The 16,463-nt window shown below is 74.4% G+C and carries 14 protein-coding genes; 5 read left to right on the forward strand and 9 right to left on the reverse strand.

What is annotated here, in order from left to right; all coding sequences use genetic code 11:
- Positions 1 to 5: 5 nt before the first annotated feature.
- Together ACIRBX_RS06110 and ACIRBX_RS06115 are read right to left on the reverse strand one after the other, a co-directional pair.
- Complete coding sequence (locus ACIRBX_RS06110; protein ID WP_402294012.1) at positions 6 to 1,349, reverse strand: peptidoglycan-binding protein; 1,344 nt, start codon at positions 1,347 to 1,349, stop codon at positions 6 to 8.
- 241 nt (positions 1,350 to 1,590) lie between these two features.
- Positions 1,591 to 2,820, reverse strand: a complete 1,230-nt coding sequence (locus tag ACIRBX_RS06115) for a benzoate/H(+) symporter BenE family transporter (RefSeq protein WP_402294013.1) — start codon at positions 2,818 to 2,820, stop codon at positions 1,591 to 1,593.
- 185 nt (positions 2,821 to 3,005) lie between these two features.
- On the opposite strand from ACIRBX_RS06115, the gene ACIRBX_RS06120 reads away from it, so the two are divergent.
- From ACIRBX_RS06120 to ACIRBX_RS06130, 3 genes are read left to right on the forward strand one after another with little or no spacing between them, the layout of a single operon-like run.
- A complete protein-coding gene (locus ACIRBX_RS06120; protein ID WP_402294014.1) occupies positions 3,006 to 3,920 on the forward strand; it encodes a hypothetical protein in 915 nt (304 codons plus the stop codon).
- A gap of 51 nt (positions 3,921 to 3,971) precedes the next feature.
- Positions 3,972 to 4,235 (forward strand): hypothetical protein, encoded by a 264-nt coding sequence (locus ACIRBX_RS06125; RefSeq protein WP_402294015.1) that lies wholly within the window; start codon positions 3,972 to 3,974, stop codon positions 4,233 to 4,235.
- Positions 4,236 to 4,271: 36 nt separating this feature from the next.
- The gene (locus tag ACIRBX_RS06130; protein WP_402294016.1) at positions 4,272 to 5,165 is read left to right on the forward strand and encodes a hypothetical protein; all 894 of its coding nucleotides are present in this window, start codon (positions 4,272 to 4,274) and stop codon (positions 5,163 to 5,165) included.
- A gap of 60 nt (positions 5,166 to 5,225) precedes the next feature.
- Here ACIRBX_RS06130 and ACIRBX_RS06135 read toward each other — a convergent pair whose 3' ends face one another.
- The 3 genes from ACIRBX_RS06135 to pdhA are packed head-to-tail and all read right to left on the reverse strand — an operon-like array spanning position 5,226 to position 8,795.
- Positions 5,226 to 6,665 (reverse strand): dihydrolipoamide acetyltransferase family protein, encoded by a 1,440-nt coding sequence (locus tag ACIRBX_RS06135; protein WP_402294017.1) that lies wholly within the window; start codon positions 6,663 to 6,665, stop codon positions 5,226 to 5,228.
- A gap of 13 nt (positions 6,666 to 6,678) precedes the next feature.
- Positions 6,679 to 7,653: an alpha-ketoacid dehydrogenase subunit beta gene (locus ACIRBX_RS06140; protein ID WP_402294018.1), complete on the reverse strand. Its 975-nt coding sequence runs from the start codon at positions 7,651 to 7,653 to the stop codon at positions 6,679 to 6,681.
- Positions 7,653 to 8,795: a pyruvate dehydrogenase (acetyl-transferring) E1 component subunit alpha gene (gene pdhA / locus ACIRBX_RS06145; RefSeq protein ID WP_402294019.1), complete on the reverse strand. Its 1,143-nt coding sequence runs from the start codon at positions 8,793 to 8,795 to the stop codon at positions 7,653 to 7,655. The genes ACIRBX_RS06140 and pdhA overlap by 1 nt, the downstream gene beginning before the upstream one ends.
- 369 nt (positions 8,796 to 9,164) lie before the next feature.
- Here pdhA and ACIRBX_RS06150 point away from each other — a divergent pair, with 369 nt between their 5' ends.
- Both ACIRBX_RS06150 and ACIRBX_RS06155 read left to right on the forward strand, forming a co-directional pair.
- Positions 9,165 to 9,824 (forward strand): response regulator, encoded by a 660-nt coding sequence (locus ACIRBX_RS06150; protein ID WP_402294020.1) that lies wholly within the window; start codon positions 9,165 to 9,167, stop codon positions 9,822 to 9,824.
- A gap of 94 nt (positions 9,825 to 9,918) precedes the next feature.
- A complete protein-coding gene (locus ACIRBX_RS06155) occupies positions 9,919 to 11,001 on the forward strand; it encodes a phosphotransferase (protein ID WP_402294021.1) in 1,083 nt (360 codons plus the stop codon).
- 11 nt (positions 11,002 to 11,012) lie between these two features.
- Here the strand turns inward: ACIRBX_RS06155 and ACIRBX_RS06160 are convergent, their stop codons facing one another.
- From ACIRBX_RS06160 to ACIRBX_RS06175, 4 genes are all read right to left on the reverse strand, one after another.
- Positions 11,013 to 12,797, reverse strand: coding sequence for a protein kinase (locus ACIRBX_RS06160; protein WP_402294022.1), 1,785 nt, complete (start codon positions 12,795 to 12,797; stop codon positions 11,013 to 11,015).
- A gap of 106 nt (positions 12,798 to 12,903) precedes the next feature.
- Positions 12,904 to 14,346, reverse strand: coding sequence for a protein kinase (locus tag ACIRBX_RS06165; RefSeq protein WP_402294023.1), 1,443 nt, complete (start codon positions 14,344 to 14,346; stop codon positions 12,904 to 12,906).
- 229 nt (positions 14,347 to 14,575) lie between these two features.
- A complete protein-coding gene (locus tag ACIRBX_RS06170; RefSeq protein WP_402294024.1) occupies positions 14,576 to 15,166 on the reverse strand; it encodes a bacterial proteasome activator family protein in 591 nt (196 codons plus the stop codon).
- A gap of 148 nt (positions 15,167 to 15,314) precedes the next feature.
- Positions 15,315 to 16,406 carry a hypothetical protein gene (locus ACIRBX_RS06175; RefSeq protein ID WP_402294025.1) on the reverse strand — a complete coding sequence of 364 codons (1,092 nt, stop codon included), beginning with the start codon at positions 16,404 to 16,406 and terminating at the stop codon, positions 15,315 to 15,317.
- Positions 16,407 to 16,463: the final 57 nt, after the last annotated feature.

The following is a 16,463-nucleotide window of genomic DNA, read 5'->3' on the forward strand; positions in this document are numbered from 1 at the left end:
GGACGTCACGAGCCGACCACCACCTGGTCACCCGCGGCCAGCCCGCCACCGGTCAGGCCGACCCAACCGGCCACCGTGGCACCGGTGGTGACCACGACCACCTCCCGGCGGCCGTCCTCGGTGACCCGGGTGACCAGGGTGCGGCCGACCTCGTCGGTGAAGACGGCGGCGACCGGGACGCTGGGCACCGGCTCGGCGGCCGGGCCCTGGAGCACGGTGAGCCGGACGTTCTGGCCGTTGAGCTCGACGGGCAGGCCCTGTTCGGTGGTGATCTGGAGCGGGACGTAGAGCGGTCCGGCCGGGTCCGGGGAGGGAGCCGCCGGGGCCTGGCCGCCGATCGGGATCACCCGGCCGGCCGGCGGCTGCGCCGTCGGGGCACCCAGGCCGGAGACCGTGCCCCGGACGGTGGCCCCGGTGGACTCGGCCAGCAGCTCCACCGTCATGCCCGCCCGGACGCCGGTGGCCTGAGCGGGCGTCAGCTGCCCGGTGACGGCCAGGCCCCCGCTGGCCAGTGTGAGCAGCGGGCCGGTGACCGGCGCCCCGACCGGCGCGTTGACCGCCGTCACGGTGGCCGGGAAGGCGGGCAGCACCACCAGCTCCGCCACCGGCACCATCGGACCGTTGGCCGCCTCGGCCTTCGCCAGCGCCTCCCGGTCGGCTGCCAACCTCCGCCTCGACTCCGGCAGTTGGGCGTACCGCTCGGGATCGGCGGCGGTCTCGGCGAGCTGCCGCAGATCCGCCTCGACGGCCTGCTTCGCGGCGTCCACCGCCTGCTGGGCCGCCGGGCCGGGGGTCGGCGGCAGCTGGCCGATGCTGCGGTAGTAGTCGCCCACCGCCTTGGCGGTGCCCCGGCCGTAGCCGCCTTCCGGGTCACCACCCGAGGTGAATCCCAACTCGGCTAGGGCTGCTTGGAGTTGGGCCACGTCGGGACCGCTGGCGCCGGGCCGCAGGTCCCGGTACGCGGGCACCGCCCCGCGCAGCGCGAAGAGCGGACGCCCGGAGACCACGGCGAGCAGCTTCCCGTTCTCCACCTGCTCGCCGGGACGGACGGCCAGCGCGGAGACGAAGAGCTGGGTGATCTCCTCGGAGGACGCCTTGGGCGTCACCTCGTACCGGGTCGGCGGGTAGACCTGCCCCCGGGTCACCACCGAGGGGGTGAGCGCGCGCAGCGTCACCGGGGCCGTGAGCAGGCTGCGCTGCGGCGGGGCGGCCCCGACCGCCCGCCCGGCCGGGGATTCGACCAGCGAGGAGGCGGCCCAGCCGCCGGTGGAGACCAGCGCGGCACCCACCGCGACCACCAGGACGGCGCGTTGACGCCGGGGCAGCCGTGACGTCCCGCTCTCGTCCACTCCGGCACCCTCCCGCACGGCGGCACGTCGGCGTGCGGTGGACTGGTCGCGCCACCGCACAGGTCACACCGAGCATGCCGGAGCACCACGCCGGCTCCCGGCCGCCTCCGCCGCGCCGCGCGGACGGTGGCACCGGGGAGGGGGACGGCGACAGCCATTCGGCCCAGCCGCGCCCCGCCGGGCGCGGGACCCGACGGACCGGCCGGCGGGGCCGCGCCGGACGGCCGGACGGCCGGGCCGGTCAGGGCTTCTCGCCGCGCCCGGCCTCCAGCACCAGGTGCGTCCCGACCCCGAACAGCAGCCCCCAGAACGCCGAGCCGATCCCGAACAGCGTCATCCCCGAGGCCGTCACCAGGAAGGTCACCACCGCCCCGTCCCGCCCGAACGGCTCGGTCACCGCGCCGATCAGGCTGCCCTGGAAGGAGGCCAGCAGCGCCACCCCGGCGATCACCGCGATCAGGGCGGCCGGCAGCCCGGTGAAGAGAGCGACCAGCACCCCGGCGAAGCTGCCGATCAGGATGTACAGCACGCCCGTGGACATCCCGGCCACGTACCGGCGGCGCGGGTCGGGGTGGCTCTCCGGGCTGGTGCAGATGGCGGCCGTGATGGCGGCCAGGTTCACCCCCGGGGAGCCGAACGGGGCCAGCAGCACCGAGAGTCCGCCGGTCGCGCCGATCAGCAGCCGGTCGTCCGGGTCGTAGCCGGAGGCCCGCATCACCCCGAGGCCGGGGGCGTTCTGCGAGGCCAGCGCGACGATGGTGAGCGGCAGCGCCAGGCCGACGGTGGCCGCCCAGCTGAACTGGGGCACCGTCAGTTCCGGCCGCACCGGCCCGCCCTGGCCGGGGTGGAGCGGCAGTCCGACCGTGACGGCGGCCAGCACCGCCCCGGCCACCAGGGCCACCGGGACCGCGTACCGGGGGACGAAGCGGCGGGCCAGCAGGAAGGCCGCGAAGCTGCCGAGCACCAGCGCGGGGGCGTTCTTCACCGAGGTGAAGATGCCGGCCCCGAAGGAGAACAGGATGCCGGCCAGCATCGCGTTCACGATCCCGACGGGTATCGCCCGCATCATCCGGCCGAACAGGCCGGTGACCCCGAACAGCGTCACCGCCACGCTGCTCAGCAGGAAGGCGCCGACCGCCTCCCGGTACGGGTAGTCGCCCAGGCTGGTCACCAGCAGTGCCGCACCGGGCGTGGACCAGGCCGCGATCACCGGCGTACGGGTCCACCAGCTGAGCAGCAGACAGCTCAGCCCGCTGCCGATCGAGACCGCCCAGATCCAGGACGCGGTCTGCCCCTGGTCCAGCCGTCCGGCCTGGGCCGCCGCCAGCACCACCACCAGCGGGCCGGAGAACGACACCGCCACGCACACCAACCCGGCCAGCAGAGCCGGTCCCGACACGTCCCGCCGCAGCGACGGACGCCCGTCCCGGACGGCCGCCGGAGCCTCGGTCTTCACCTGTGGTTTCGTCACCCGGGCAGTATCCCCGGAGGCCCTCCGGAGGTCTCCGGAAAAATCTTCGAACTCACCTGCAACCCCCCGGGGCGATACACGTCTTAACGGTTGAAGGCACGGAGAGCGGCCCCGGCAAGGGGACCGGCGCCGCAGGGTCCTTCACCTCACACACCGTCAGACACGACTCCCTGGGGGGACACGTCATGCGTACATCCGTTATCAACCGTTTTGCGAAGCTTGCCCCGCTCTCCGTCGCCACCGTCCTGCTCACCGCCGGCCTCACCGTCGGCACCGCCACCACCGCCTGGGCCTGCGGCGACCAGCCCGCCCCGGCCGCCACCGAGCAGCCCTGGGAGCACCACGGCACCGACACGTCCAGCGCCTTCATCCCGCAGCTGCCCGACCGCATCACGGTCGGCGGCCCGAAGGTCGAGTTCGGCGTCGAGATGTACAACGGCACCGGCGAGGCGTACCGGAGCATCGCGCCGCGGGTCAGCCTCTGGAACCCGCAGTCCGCCGACTCCGCCAACGCCGGGAAGCCGGTCAACCTGCGCCCCCAGGACATCACCCTGGAGGCCATGGTCGGCGGCCGGTGGACGAACCTCCCGCTGAAGCAGAGCTGCGACCCGGCGCTGAACGCCGACGTCACGGCTCTGCGCGGCCCGCTGGAGGACGGCCGCGCCAACCGCACCCTGTTCCGGATCGGCCTGAAGAACAGCACCCCGGCCGTGCAGAAGTCCCTGGAGATCCACATCGGGGTGGGCGCCAAGCCGCTCACCCTCACCATGGCCCGACCGGCCCCGTCCGCCGCTCCGGCCACCGCCGCGCCCGCCACCAAGCCCGCCGCCAAGCCCGCTGCCAAGCCCGCCAAGGTCCCCGCCGAGGCGCCGAAGTCCACCCCGAGCGCCCCGGCCCCGGCCACCACCCCGCCGCCGGTCACCGCCAGCCCCACCGCACCGGCCACCCCGGCCGTGACCGAGCCCGCCGACAAGCCGGCCACCGAGCTGGCCACCACCGGCCCGAAGACCTCGACCTTCGTGCTGGCCGGCGGCGGGGCCGCCCTGCTCGCCCTCGGCACCGGCAGCATCCTCGTCGCCCGCCGCCGCACCGCCCGCTGACCACCACGCGATTCGCCGATGCACTGTCAGATTCCCAGGGGGGAACACACCATGCGCACGTCCGTCCGAACCCGTTCGACGAAGTCTGCCCGACCCTCCGTCACCACCGACCCGACCGTGGCCGCCGCCGACACCGCCTGGGCCCGCACTCAGGCGCCGGCCGAGCCGTTCCACACGGACGCCCGCCAGGCCACCGAGCCGGCGAGCAGCGGCCCCAAGCCCCCCCGTGCCGCCCTGATCACCGGGGCCGCCGCCCTCCTCGCCCTCGGCACCGCTGCCCTGCTCTTCACCCGCCGCCACCGCACTGCCCGCTGACCACCACTCACTTCGGAACCCGGGGGAACCTCCACCGTGCGCATCGCCCGCCCGCTCGCCGTCACCGCAGCCGCCCTGACCTTCGCCGTCGGCGTCCCTCTCGCCACCGGTTCCAGCGCCGCCTGGGCCGTCTGCAGCGCAGCCAACCCCCTCCCCTCCACCGCTCCGGCTCCGAGGCACCAGGGCACCCTGGAGGTCAAGGCGCTGACGGCGCCGCCGACCCGGATCACGGCGGGCGGTGCTCAGGTGGAGGTCCCGATCCGGATCACCAACCGGACGGACGCCCCGTACCGGCAGGTCGAGCCGCTGTTCTCGATCGGGCACTTCTACGACATGAAGGCCGACCTGGCGGCCGAGCAGGTCAAGGTGGAGTGGCGCCAGGGCCGGGGCTCCTGGAAGAAGCTCGGGCTCCAGCCGGGCTGCACCCGCGGGTTGGTCAACCAGGACACGCTGCCGAGGCTGGCGCTGAAGCAGGGCGAGTCCGCCGAACTCTCCTTCCGCTTCGCCTTGGTGGGCGGGGTGCCGAAGGCCTTGGACACCGTGATGTACAGCGTGTCCGCCCAAGGGGAGGACCTGGTCGGCGGCGGTACCCAGGGAACCCTGAAGGTCGCCCCGGCGGCACCGAAGCCCGCCACCACCAAGGCACCCACCACCAAGCCCGCCACCACCAAGGCCACCGCACCCGGCACGACCGCACCGACCACCAAGGGCACCGCACCCGCGCCCGGCACGACCGCACCGACCACCAAGGGCACCGCACCCGCGCCCAGCGGCACCGCGACGCCCGTTCAGCAGGACGTCGCCGCAACGGAGTTGGCCAGCACCGGGCCGAGCACGCCGACCACCTTCGTCTTCCTCTCCGCCCTGGGTGTCATCGCACTCGGCGGGGCGGTGCTGACGGCCGTCCGGTGGAGCCGCTCCCACCGGTGACGGCCGACGGGCCCTACCCACCGCCGTGGTGGGTAGGGCCCGTTCGGGTCTTCCGGAGCGTCAGCTCCAGGTGATCAGGCGCTTGGGGCGCTCCAGGATCGCGGCGGTGTCCGCGAGCACCTTGGAGCCCAACTCCCCGTCCACCAGGCGGTGGTCGAAGGAGAGCGCGAGGGTGGTGACCAGTCGCGGCACCACCTTCCCCTTGTGCACCCACGGGAGTTCGCGGACCGCGCCGAAGGCGAGGATGGCGGCCTCGCCGGGGTTGAGGATCGGGGTACCGGTGTCGACGCCGAAGACGCCGACGTTGGTGATGGTGACGGTGCCGCCGGAGAGGTCGGCCGGGGAGGTCTTGCCCTGCCGGGCGACGTCCGTCAACTCACCTAGGGCGACCGCCAGTTGTGGCAGCGTCTTGGACCCGGCGTCCTTGATGTTGGGCACCAGCAGACCGCGCGGGGTGGCGGCGGCGATGCCGAGGTTCACCTGCCCCTTGAGCACGATCTCCTGGTTGGCCTCGTCCCAGGCCGCGTTGATCTCCGGGTGGCGCCGGATCGCGGTGAGCAGCGCCCGGGCGACCAGCAGCAGCGGGCTGACCCGCACGCCGGCGCCCAGTTCGCCGCTCTCCTTGAGCTCGCGCACCAGCTTCATGGTCCGGGTCACGTCGACCTGGATGAACTCGGTGACGTGCGGGGCGGTGAACGCCGAGGCCACCATCGCCTGCGCGGTGGCCTTCCGGACGCCCTTGACCGGCACCCGGACGTCCCCGGCCCCGGTGGGCACCGGGACGGCCACGGCCACCGGCTCCTCGACCGGCACGGCCGACACCGGAGCGGCCGACACCGGCGCGGGGGCCGGAGTGGCGGCGGCGTGCACGTCCTCGCGGGTGATCACGCCGTCCGGGCCGGTCGGGGTGACGGTCCGCAGGTCGATGCCCAGGTCCTTGGCCAGCTTGCGGACCGGCGGCTTCGCCAACGGCCGCTCACCAACGGCGGGTTCGGCCTGCGCGGGCACCAGTGCGGCCGGAGCCGCGACCGGAGCAGCCACCACGGCGGGAGCCGGGGCGGCCGGAGCAGCGGCCGTGGCCTTGCGGGCCCGGCGCTGCACGGTGCCGGTGCGCGGGCCGTACCCGACCAGCACCTCCCGGCGCTCCGGCTCGGCGGCCGGGGCACCAGCCGGAGCAGCGGCCGGGGCCACGGCCTCGACGGCGGGCGCCGCGACGGCGGCCGGAGCCGGCTCGGCCCCGCCCTCGCCGACCGCGACCGAGATGATCGCGGTGCCCACGTCGACGGTGCTGCCGGCCGGGAAGAACAGCTGGTCCACGACCCCGTTGAAGGGGATCGGCAGCTCGACCGCCGCCTTGGCGGTCTCCACCTCGCAGACCACCTGACCGTCCGTCACCACGTCACCGGGCTTGACGTACCAGGTCAGGATCTCGGCCTCGGTGAGGCCCTCGCCGACGTCCGGCATCCTGAACTCGCGGAGCGAGCGCACTTCGGTGGTCATCATCGCTCCGTTCTCAGTAGGCCAGCGCGCGGTCGACGGCGTCGAGCACGCGGTCCAGGTCGGGCAGGAAGGTCTCCTCCACCCGCGACGGCGGGTAGGGGGCGTGGTAGCCGCCGACCCGGAGCACGGGGGCCTCCAGGTGGTAGAAGCACTTCTCGGTGATCCGGGCGGCCAACTCGGCGCCCAGGCCCAGGAAGACCGGCGCCTCGTGCACCACCACGGCCCGGCCGGTGCGCTTCACCGAGGCCTCGACGGTGGCGAAGTCGACCGGCGACAGCGAGCGCAGGTCGACCACCTCCAGCCGGCGGCCGTCCTCCTCGGCCGCCGCAGCGGCCTCCTGGCAGACCTTCACCATCGGCCCGTACGCGATCAGCGTGGCGTCGGCGCCCTCGCGGACCACCTTCGCGGTGTGCAGGCCGATCCCGGCCTCGTCGCCCACCTCGCCCTTGTCCCAGTAGCGCCGCTTGGGCTCCAGGAAGATCACCGGGTCGTCCGAGGCGATCGCCTGACGGAGCATCCAGTGCGCGTCGTGCGGGTTGGAGGGACTGACCACCCGCAGACCGGCGGTGTGGATGAAGTACGCCTCGTGCGACTCGCTGTGGTGCTCCACCGCGCCGATGCCGCCGCCGTACGGGATCCGGACGGTGACCGGCATCTTCACGTGGCCGAGCGCGCGGGCGTGCATCTTGGCCAGCTGGGAGACGATCTGGTCGAAGGCCGGGTAGACGAAGCCGTCGAACTGGATCTCCACCACCGGGCGGTAGCCGCGCAGCGCCAGGCCGATCGCGGTGCCCATGATGCCGGACTCGGCCAGCGGGCTGTCGATCACCCGGTCCTCGCCGAAGTCCTTCTGCAGGCCGTCGGTGATCCGGAAGACCCCGCCGAGCTTGCCGATGTCCTCACCCATCAGCAGGGTCTTCGGGTCGCTCTCCAGCGACTTGCGCAGCGCGTTGTTGAGCGCCTTCGCGACACTGAGCTGACTGCCCATCAGTGGTTCTCCCCGCCCTCGAAGGAGGCGGCGTACGCCTCGTACTCGGCCCGCTCCTCGTCCACCAGCGCGTGCGGCTCGGTGTAGACGTGGTCGAAGATCAGCGTCGGGTCCGGGTCCGGCATGGTGCGGACCCCCTCGCGGACCCGCAGGCCGAGCTTCTCGCTCTCGGCCTCGACCTCGGCGAAGAACGCCTCGTCGGCGATGCCCTCCGCCTCCAGGTGCGCCTTCAGCCGGGCGATCGGGTCCTTGGCCTTCCAGGACTCGGTCTCCTCGGTGGCGCGGTAGCGGGTCGGGTCGTCCGAGGTGGTGTGCGCGCCCATCCGGTAGGTGAACGCCTCGACCAGCACCGGGCCCTGGCCGCTGCGGGCGTGGTCCAGCGCCCAGCGGGTCACCGCGAGGCAGGCCAGCACGTCGTTGCCGTCCACCCGGACGCCCGGGAAGCCGAAGCCGGAGGCGCGGCGGTAGAGCGGGATGCGGGTCTGGGTGGTGGTCGGCTCGGAGATCGCCCACTGGTTGTTCTGGCAGAAGAACACCACCGGGGCGTTGTAGACCGAGGCGAAGGTGAAGGCCTCGTTCACGTCGCCCTGGCTGGAGGCGCCGTCACCGAAGTACGCGATCACCGCGTCGTCGGTGCCGTCCTTGGTGATGCCCATCGCGTAGCCGGTGGCGTGCAGGGTCTGCGCGCCGATCACGATGGTGTAGAGGTGGAAGTTCTTCTCGTTCGGGTCCCAGCCGCCGTGGTTGACGCCCCGGAACATGCCCAGCAGGTTCAACGGGTCCACGTCCCGGCACCAGGCCACGCCGTGCTCGCGGTAGGTCGGGAAGGCGTAGTCGCCGGTGCGCATCGCCCGGCCGGAGCCGACCTGGGCCGCCTCCTGGCCCAGCAGCGAGGCCCACAGGCCCAGCTCGCCCTGCCGCTGGAGCGAGGTGGCCTCGGCGTCGAAGCGCCGCACCAGCACCAGGTCGCGGTAGAGCGAGCGCAGCTCCTCCGGCGTCGTGGTCAGCGGGAAGTCCGGGTGCTCGACCCGGGTGCCTTCCGGCGTGAGCAGCTGTACGAGCTCCGGCGCGTCCGTACGCCGGCTGTCAGTGACGGCGGGGGCGGGCTTCTTGCGCGCCCTCGTCGTGCTCTTGACGGTCACGTTCACTCCTCGGTCTGTCCGGCCGCCCGGGGTCGCCGGTGACCGGTCCGGTCACCGCCTCGCAGTGGAGAGCGCGTGGGTGTGCGCACCGACTCTGCTCGGCAGGTGGTGTTCCTTCTCCGACGGCGTCCCTCACGAGAACGTTACCCAGCGGGGCCCCTTGGCGCGTCTGCGCTAGGACGTCCTACTTGTTCCCTGTCAGAACAGCCGCGGGTGTGGCGCGGCTCTCATTCACGGGTGCCGTCAGGACACCTGCGCACGCTATCCGGGCGCCGGTCTCCGCGTAAGGGGGTAACCGGCATCAATTTCCAGCCGGGGAGCGTGCGCACGGATAGGTCTTCGGTGCCGCTTTATGGGAGCATTCGTCCCGTGAGCGGAAACGGACATATCAGGGTATTCCTCCTCGATGACCACGAGGTCGTGCGCCGGGGCGTACACGACCTCCTCTCCATGGAGGACGACATCGAGGTGGTCGGCGAGGCCGGCACCGCCGCCGAGGCACTGACCCGGATCCCGGCCGTCAACCCGGACGTGGCGGTGCTCGACGTCCGCCTCCCGGACGGCAACGGGGTCGAGGTCTGCCGCGCGGTGCGCTCCGAGCGACCGGAGATCAAGTGCCTGATGCTGACCTCCTTCTCGGACGACGAGGCGCTCTTCGACGCCATCATGGCGGGAGCCTCCGGGTACGTACTGAAGGCGATCCGGGGCACCGACCTGCTCTCGGCGGTGCGCGACGTGGCGGCCGGCAAGTCGCTGCTCGACCCGATCGCCACCAGCCGGGTGCTGGAGCGACTGCGGGACGGCGGGGAGAAGGAGGACGAGCGACTGGCCCAGCTGACCAAGCAGGAGCGGAAGATCCTCGACCTGATCGGCGAGGGGATGACCAACCGCCAGATCGGCAACGAGCTGCACCTGGCCGAAAAGACCGTCAAGAACTACGTCTCCAGCCTGCTCGCCAAGATGGGCATGGAGCGCCGCACCCAGGCTGCCGCCTACGTCGCCCGGCACCAGGCCGACCACCAGCACTGAACCCGCGCTCCACCGGAGCTCCATCCAGGCTTCAGAAGCACATTACGGTCCGTATGTCAAGGACCACCAAGCGTCACCACTACGCTCAGGCGACGTGAACCACACCCTCCGCTTCGCGGACGCACCGGCACGCCCGGACACGGCCGCACCGCCCGTCGGCACCCTCAGCCCCCCGGTCCCGGACCACGCCCTGGCCGGGGTGCTTCGGCGCTTCCTGCTCCGTCCGCTGACCATCGCCCCGGTCGCCGAAGGCCTGCTCAACCGCGGCTACCGGGTGGAGACCGAGACCGGCCGGTACTTCCTCAAGTGCTACGTGGACCTGGCCACCTCCACCCGCCCGGCGGTCGTGGCGCAGCACCGCGCGTCCACCGCCCTGGCAGCGCGCGGCCTGCCCGTCGCGCCCCCGCTGCGGGCGGTCGGCGGCCACACCGCCGTGGCCCACGGCGGCCGGCTGTTCGCCCTCTACCCCTGGGTCGAGGGCATCCACCTGCACGGCACCGAGCTGAGCCCGGCCCGCTGCGCCGAGCTGGGCTCCCTGCTCGGCCGGCTGCACGGGGCGCTGGCCGAGGTCTGCCCGCCGGTCCGCCAGCCGGCCGGCCGGCTCTCGGCCGACCCGGCCGAGACCGAGCGGCTGGTCCGCGAGCTCCGCGCCCGGGCCCGCTCGGCGAGCCCCCGGCTGCCCTTCGACGTGCTGGCCGAACGCCGCCTGACGGAGCGTCTGGACCTGCTGGACGCGCACGCCCACCGCCGCCCCGCCCCCGAGGACGCCCCGCCGACCGGCTGGACGCACGGCGACTTCCACGGCCTCAACGTGCTGCACCGGGGCGGCCGGGTGGCCGCCGTGCTCGACTGGGACAAGCTCGGCACCCGGCCCACCGCCGAGGAGACCGTCCGGGCCGCCACCCTGGTCTTCGACGACCGGCGCACCGGGGTGCTCGACCTCTGCCGGGTCCGCCACTGGTCCCGGGCCTACCGGGCCACCGGGGCGGCCACCGCCGCCGAGCTGGCCGCCGCCGCCCACCGGGTCTGGTGGGAGCGGCTGAACGACCTCTGGATGCTCCAGTGGCACTACCAGCGCGGCGACCACCGCGCCGACCACCTCTACCCCGGCTCGGCCGGGCAGCTCACCTGGTGGTGCCAGGAGTACGAGCAGGTGCTGGACGCGCTGACCAACTGACCCGGCGTCAGCTACTGCCCTGCTCCCGGGTCCGTCCCGGCGGCGGTGGTGGCCGTACCGCCGTTGGTGGGCGGAGTGGGGGACGGCGGCGGGTTGGACGAGGCCGTCGCCGAGGGCGTGGTGCTCGGCTTCGGGCTCGGCGAGGTGCTGCCCGACGGCGTGCCGGACGGGCTGGAGCTGGCACTCGGCGACTTGCTGGACGTCGGGGAGGACGTCGGGGAGGACGTCGCCGACGGGCTCAGGGACGGGGTGGACGGGTTGGACGGGGTGGACGGGTTGGTGACGCCGCCGCCGTTGCTGCTCCCCTTGGTCGGCGTCCTGCTCGGCGACGGCGAGACCTCCGGCGTGGACGGGGTCTCGTCCGGGGTGGTCACCGGTGTGCTGACCAGCGGCGGGGTGGTCGGCTTGGTGCCGTTCCCGTTGCCGCTCAGCGCGATCCCGATGCCCGTACCGGCCGCGCCGAGCACCAGCAGCACCCCGGCCACCCACGGCCAGGGCCCGCGCCGCCGGCCGTCCGACCGGCCGTCACCCGACCCGCCGTCACCTCCCGCACCCACGGCGGAGTACGGCTCGGACGGCGTCCGGTACGGCGAGCCGCCCGGATGCGGCATCAGCGCCGTCTGCTCGCCGCCGGCCGGGCCGAGCGGCTCGGTCAGCGCGGCGGAGGCACTCGGGGTGTCCTGGAAGCCCGGGTAGTGCCCGCTGTTCCCCGCCCCGGCGGCGGCCAGCCCGGCGGCGGCAGCGGCGGCGGCAGCCGCGCCGGCCGCGTAGCCGGCCCCGGCCGCGCCGTGCATCTCGCGCAGCGCGTGCTGGAGGTGGGCGCGGAACTCGTCGGCGCTCTGGTACCGGTCGTCCGGGTTCTTGGCCAGCGCGCGGAGCACCAGGCCGTCCAGGGCCGGCGGCACCCGGTGGTTGGCCTCGGAGGGCGGCACCGGGGCGTCCTGGACGTGCTGGTAGACCACCGAGAGCGGGGTTTCCCCGGTGAACGGCGGTCGCAGCGCGAGGAGTTCGTAGAGCATGCAGCCGGCCGCGTAGAGGTCCGAGCGGTGGTCCACCGACTTGCCGAGCGCCTGCTCCGGCGAGAGGTACTGCGGGGTGCCCATCACCATGCCGGTCTGGGTCATGGTGGACGCCTCGCCGGTGAGCGCCCGGGCGATGCCGAAGTCCATCACCTTGACCGCACCGCCGGTCGTGATGATCACGTTGGCGGGCTTGATGTCACGGTGCACGATGCCGTGCCGGTGGCTGTAGGCGAGCGCCTCCAGCACCCCGGCGATGATGATCAGCGCCTGGTCGACCGGCGGCGCCTCCTCGTCCACCAGCAGCTCGCGCACCGTCCGGCCCTCGACCAGCTCCATCACGATGAAGGGCGTGGACTCGCCGTGCTCGACCTGCTCGCCGGTGTCGTAGACCGCGACGATCGAGTGATGGTTGAGCGAAGCGACCGAGTGCGCCTCGCGGGTGAACCGGAGCCGGGCCACCTCGTCCTGGGCCAGCTCGGGCCGGAGCAGCTTGACCGCCACGGTCCGGGCCAGCCGGACGTCCTGGGCCGCGAACACCTCGGCCATGCCGCCCCGGCCGAGCCGGGAGGTCAGCCGGTAGCGGCCGTCGCCCAGGGTGCCGAGCGGGGAGGCCACCCCCCGGGACGGCGTGGCGGGCCCGGAGAGCGGAGTGGTGGAGGGCAGGACGGCCGTCTCGGCGGTCTCGGCCCCGCCCGGGGCCGGAGCCGGAGGCGTCCCGGGCGTCCGCTGGTCGGGCTCGTCCTCGCCGTCGCCGGGCTGCTGTGTCTGCGCCATCACTCCTCGCCCCGGGCCTGGGCCCTGTCGCTTGCGTTCCTGGCACGCTACCGCTTCGGCGCCCCGGGCGTGGCCCCGGTCCGGCCCGGCGGCGCCGGTGCGACGGTCAGACCGGCGGTTCGGGCAGGTGCAGCACTGAGGCCGGACGGGAGCCGGTCACGTACGGGTTGCCGTACTGGTCCAGCTTCTCCTTCTCCTGCTTGGCCACCACGATCGCGACGATCACGACGGCCAGCACGATCACCCCGATGATCACGCCGACCACCACCAGCGCGGTGGAGCAGCCGTTGTTCTGGGTCTGCGGCCGGGCGAACTGCTGCGGGAACGGCGGCTGCGGCTGCGGGAAGCCCGGCTGCTGGTGCGGCATCGGGTACTGCGGCGGCACCTGCTGCTGCGGGAACGGCCCGGGGGTGTGCGGCCCGGACGCGAACGGGCCGGGCGTGTGCGGGCCCGGGTACTGCGGGACGGGGCCGGGCGGGAAGGCCGGCGGCGGGGTCTGCGGGCCGTACGCCGGCGCGGGGGTCGGCGCGTACGGCTGGTGCACCTGCGGGACGGGGCTGCGCGGCTCGCCGGTCAACGGCGGGAAGGCGACCGGCCCGCCACCGCCGGCCGACACCGAGCGCGGCCCCTCGCCGATCACCAGCGGCGTGATCGCCGGAGCCCCCGAGGCCGCGTCGCCCGCCGAGATCCGCTCCACCTCGGCCCGCATCGCCTCGGCGGTCGGGAAGCGGTGCGCCGGGTCCTTGCGGAGCGCCCGGGCCACCAGCGCGTCCACGCCCGGCCGGACCGCCGGATTGACCCCGGACGGGGCCGGCGGCTGCTCCTGGACGTGCTTGTAGGCGATCGAGAAGGGGGAGTCGCCGTCGAACGGCAGCTGGCCGGTGAGCAGCTCGTAGAGCATGCAGCCGACCGAGTAGAGGTCCGAGCGGGCGTCCACGCTCTTGCCCAGCGCCTGCTCCGGCGAGAGGTACTGCGGGGTGCCGACCACCATGCCGGTCTGGGTCATCGAGGTGACGCCGGACTGGAGCGCCCGGGCGATGCCGAAGTCCATCACCTTGATGGTGCCCTTGGTGCTCACCATGACGTTGCCCGGCTTGATGTCCCGGTGCACCAGGCCCTGGTCGTGCGAGGCCTCCAGCGCGGAGAGCACCGCCCCGGTGATCTTCAGCGCCTGGTCGGCCGGCATCGCGCCGTGCGCGGCGATCGCCTCGTTCAGCACGTCCCGCAGGGACTTGCCCTCGACGTACTCCATCACGATGTAGGGGGTGGTGGCCCCGTCCGGGGCCACGTCCTCGCCGCTGTCGAAGACCGAGACGATGTTCGTGTGCTGGAGCCGGGCCACCGCCTGCGCCTCGCGGCGGAAGCGCTCCCGGAACGCCTGCTCCCGGCCGAGCTCGGTGTGCAGGGTCTTCACCGCGACCTGCCGGTCCAGCACGGTGTCGTGGGCGAGGTGGACCGAGGCCATCCCGCCCTGGCCGAGCAGGTGCCGCAGCACGTACCGCCCGCCCGCCAGTGCGTGGCCGCCGGCGGCGGCGCCGTCCTCGCTCATGTCCCCTGCTTCCCCCTCCGGTGCGGAGGCGCTCCCGGCACCGCCCGGCCGCTGAACCGGGCCGACCCCTGGCCGGCGGCCCACCGGGCCGACGAACAGGGGTCAGGGTATCGGCTCGGCCCGACGCCGCCGGGTGCCGGGGCGCGGCTGTGTCCGAGGTGTTGCCGGGCCGGTGCGGTACGGGGACGGAGCGGTGACCGGAGCCGGGCCGGCTCCGGTGCGGAGCCGCTCAGAGGTACGGGCCGGACCGGATGCCGCGGCCGGGCTCCGGCTCCTCCGCCTCGGCCTCGCCGCCGTGCAGACCGGGCGGCAGGGCACGGCGCATCTGCTCCAGCTGCGCCCGGGCCGCCATCTGCTGGGCGAACAGCGCGGTCTGGATGCCGTGGAACAGGCCCTCCAGCCAGCCGACCAGCTGGGCCTGGGCGATCCGCAGCTCGGCCTCGGTCGGGATGGTCTCCTCGTTGAACGGCAGCGAGAGCCGCTCCAGCTCCTCGACCAGCTCCGGGGCCAGCCCGAGCTCCAGCTCCTTGATCGAGCTGGCGTGGATGTCCTTCAGCCGGGCCCGGCTGGCCTCGTCGAGGGGAGCCGCCCGGACCTCCTCCAGCAACTGCTTGATCATCGAGCCGATCCGCATCACCTTGGCGGGCTGCTCCACCATCTCGGTCACCGGCAGCTCGCGCGGCTCGACCGCCTCGCCGTCCCCGATCCGGCCGAACCCGGAGCCGGGGGCCGCACCGACCGGCAGCCCGTCCGGGCCGACGATCAGCACCTTCGGGGAGTCTTCCTCCGACAGCGACCGTTCGTTCATCGGCTTCGTCATGGTTCCTTCCTACGCTCCGTGCGCGGTGAGGGTCAACTGAGGGACCATCATGCCGCGCACGGGCCGCCCGACCCGGCCACCCCGGAGCCGTCCGCGCGCCGCCCCGCCACCGCCGGCCGGCCCGCCCCGGAAGGGAACTGACGGACGGTCAGCGACGGCGCAGGCGCAGCCCCACCAGGCCGAGACCACAGCCGATCATCGTCAGCCCGGCGCCCAGCGGGAGCTGGAGCGTGGAGGCGTCCGTCCAGCGCAGCGGAGCGGCCAGCAGGGTCGCCGCCGGCGTCGGGCCGGGCACCTCCCCGGGCGCCGGGGAGGCCTCCTCGGCGGCCGTCACCTCGGCCTCCATCACCTGGGCGGGGGCGGCCGGCCCGGGGGCGGGCCGGGTGACCGGGGCGCCGGGGGCGACCCGCTTCACCGGGGCGGGCCGCTGGGTGGCCGGGGCCGCCGGCCGCTGCCCGCTCCGCTCCCCCGCCGGGCCGGCCGCGGCCTCGGCCGCGGGGGCCGGCACCGGGACCGGCGGGTCGTCCCGGAGGGCCGGGGCGGCGGGGGCCGGGGTCGCGGTCGGCACCGGGGTCGGGGTGGGCTTCGAGCTGGGACGGGGGGTCGGCTTCGGGGTGGGCTTCGAGCTGGGGCGCGGCGTGGGCTTCGGGGTCGGCGCCCCGGTCGCGGTCGGCCCGGCCGGCTCCACCGGAGCCGCCGTCGGCCGGACGGCCGCCCCGGCGGCCGGGGTGGGGGCGGAGGCGGCAGTGGGCTCCGGGGAGGCCGGGTGCTGCGGGGTCGGCCGGGGCTCCGGGCTCGGTTCGGCGGCGGGCGTCGGCGCGGGGGTGGGGCGAGGCGCCGAGGTACCACCGGGCCCGGCCGGCTCCTCCTCGACGGGTTCCGGCCGGGCCGGGACGGACCGTCCGGGCGTACTCGGCACGGTGACCGGCAGCTGGATCGTCGGCAGGGCCGGCAGCGGGGGTATCTCCACCAGCGGCAGGCTCGGCAGGCTCGGCAGGGCGACGGGCGGACCGGGAGTGACCGAGGCGGCCGGCCTACCGGGGATGCCCGGCGCACCGGATGCGTCCGGCAGCCCCGGAGCGTGCGCGAGTGCGACCGGCCCGCCCGGCCGGGTGCCGTCCTGCTGTCCCGCCGCCGTGCCGCCGGCCAGGGCCAGCGGCACGGCCAGGCCGGCCACCACGGCAGCCCGGAGCACCGCCGGGACGGGGAGGTTCGAGTGCGCGAACGGAAGTGCGGCCACGAGTGGAGGTCCTTCCGACGGCCGACCGCGCACGGACGCGGACGGCGGGCGGGAACA

The organism is Kitasatospora sp. NPDC096147 (assembly GCF_044763225.1).
Classification (GTDB): Bacteria; Actinomycetota; Actinomycetes; order Streptomycetales; family Streptomycetaceae; genus Kitasatospora.

Excerpts from the sequence above, each read along its gene's own strand:
- ACIRBX_RS06165 (WP_402294023.1), bottom strand. The coding sequence starts at position 14,346 with ATGAGCGAGGACGGCGCCGCCGCCGGCGGCCACGCACTGGCGGGCGGG.
- ACIRBX_RS06120 (WP_402294014.1), top strand. The coding sequence starts at position 3,006 with ATGCGTACATCCGTTATCAACCGTTTTGCGAAGCTTGCCCCGCTCTCC.
- ACIRBX_RS06170 (WP_402294024.1), bottom strand. The coding sequence starts at position 15,166 with ATGACGAAGCCGATGAACGAACGGTCGCTGTCGGAGGAAGACTCCCCG.
- ACIRBX_RS06160 (WP_402294022.1), bottom strand. The coding sequence starts at position 12,797 with ATGGCGCAGACACAGCAGCCCGGCGACGGCGAGGACGAGCCCGACCAG.
- ACIRBX_RS06135 (WP_402294017.1), bottom strand. The coding sequence starts at position 6,665 with ATGACCACCGAAGTGCGCTCGCTCCGCGAGTTCAGGATGCCGGACGTC.
- ACIRBX_RS06125 (WP_402294015.1), top strand. The coding sequence starts at position 3,972 with ATGCGCACGTCCGTCCGAACCCGTTCGACGAAGTCTGCCCGACCCTCC.
- ACIRBX_RS06140 (WP_402294018.1), bottom strand. The coding sequence starts at position 7,653 with ATGGGCAGTCAGCTCAGTGTCGCGAAGGCGCTCAACAACGCGCTGCGC.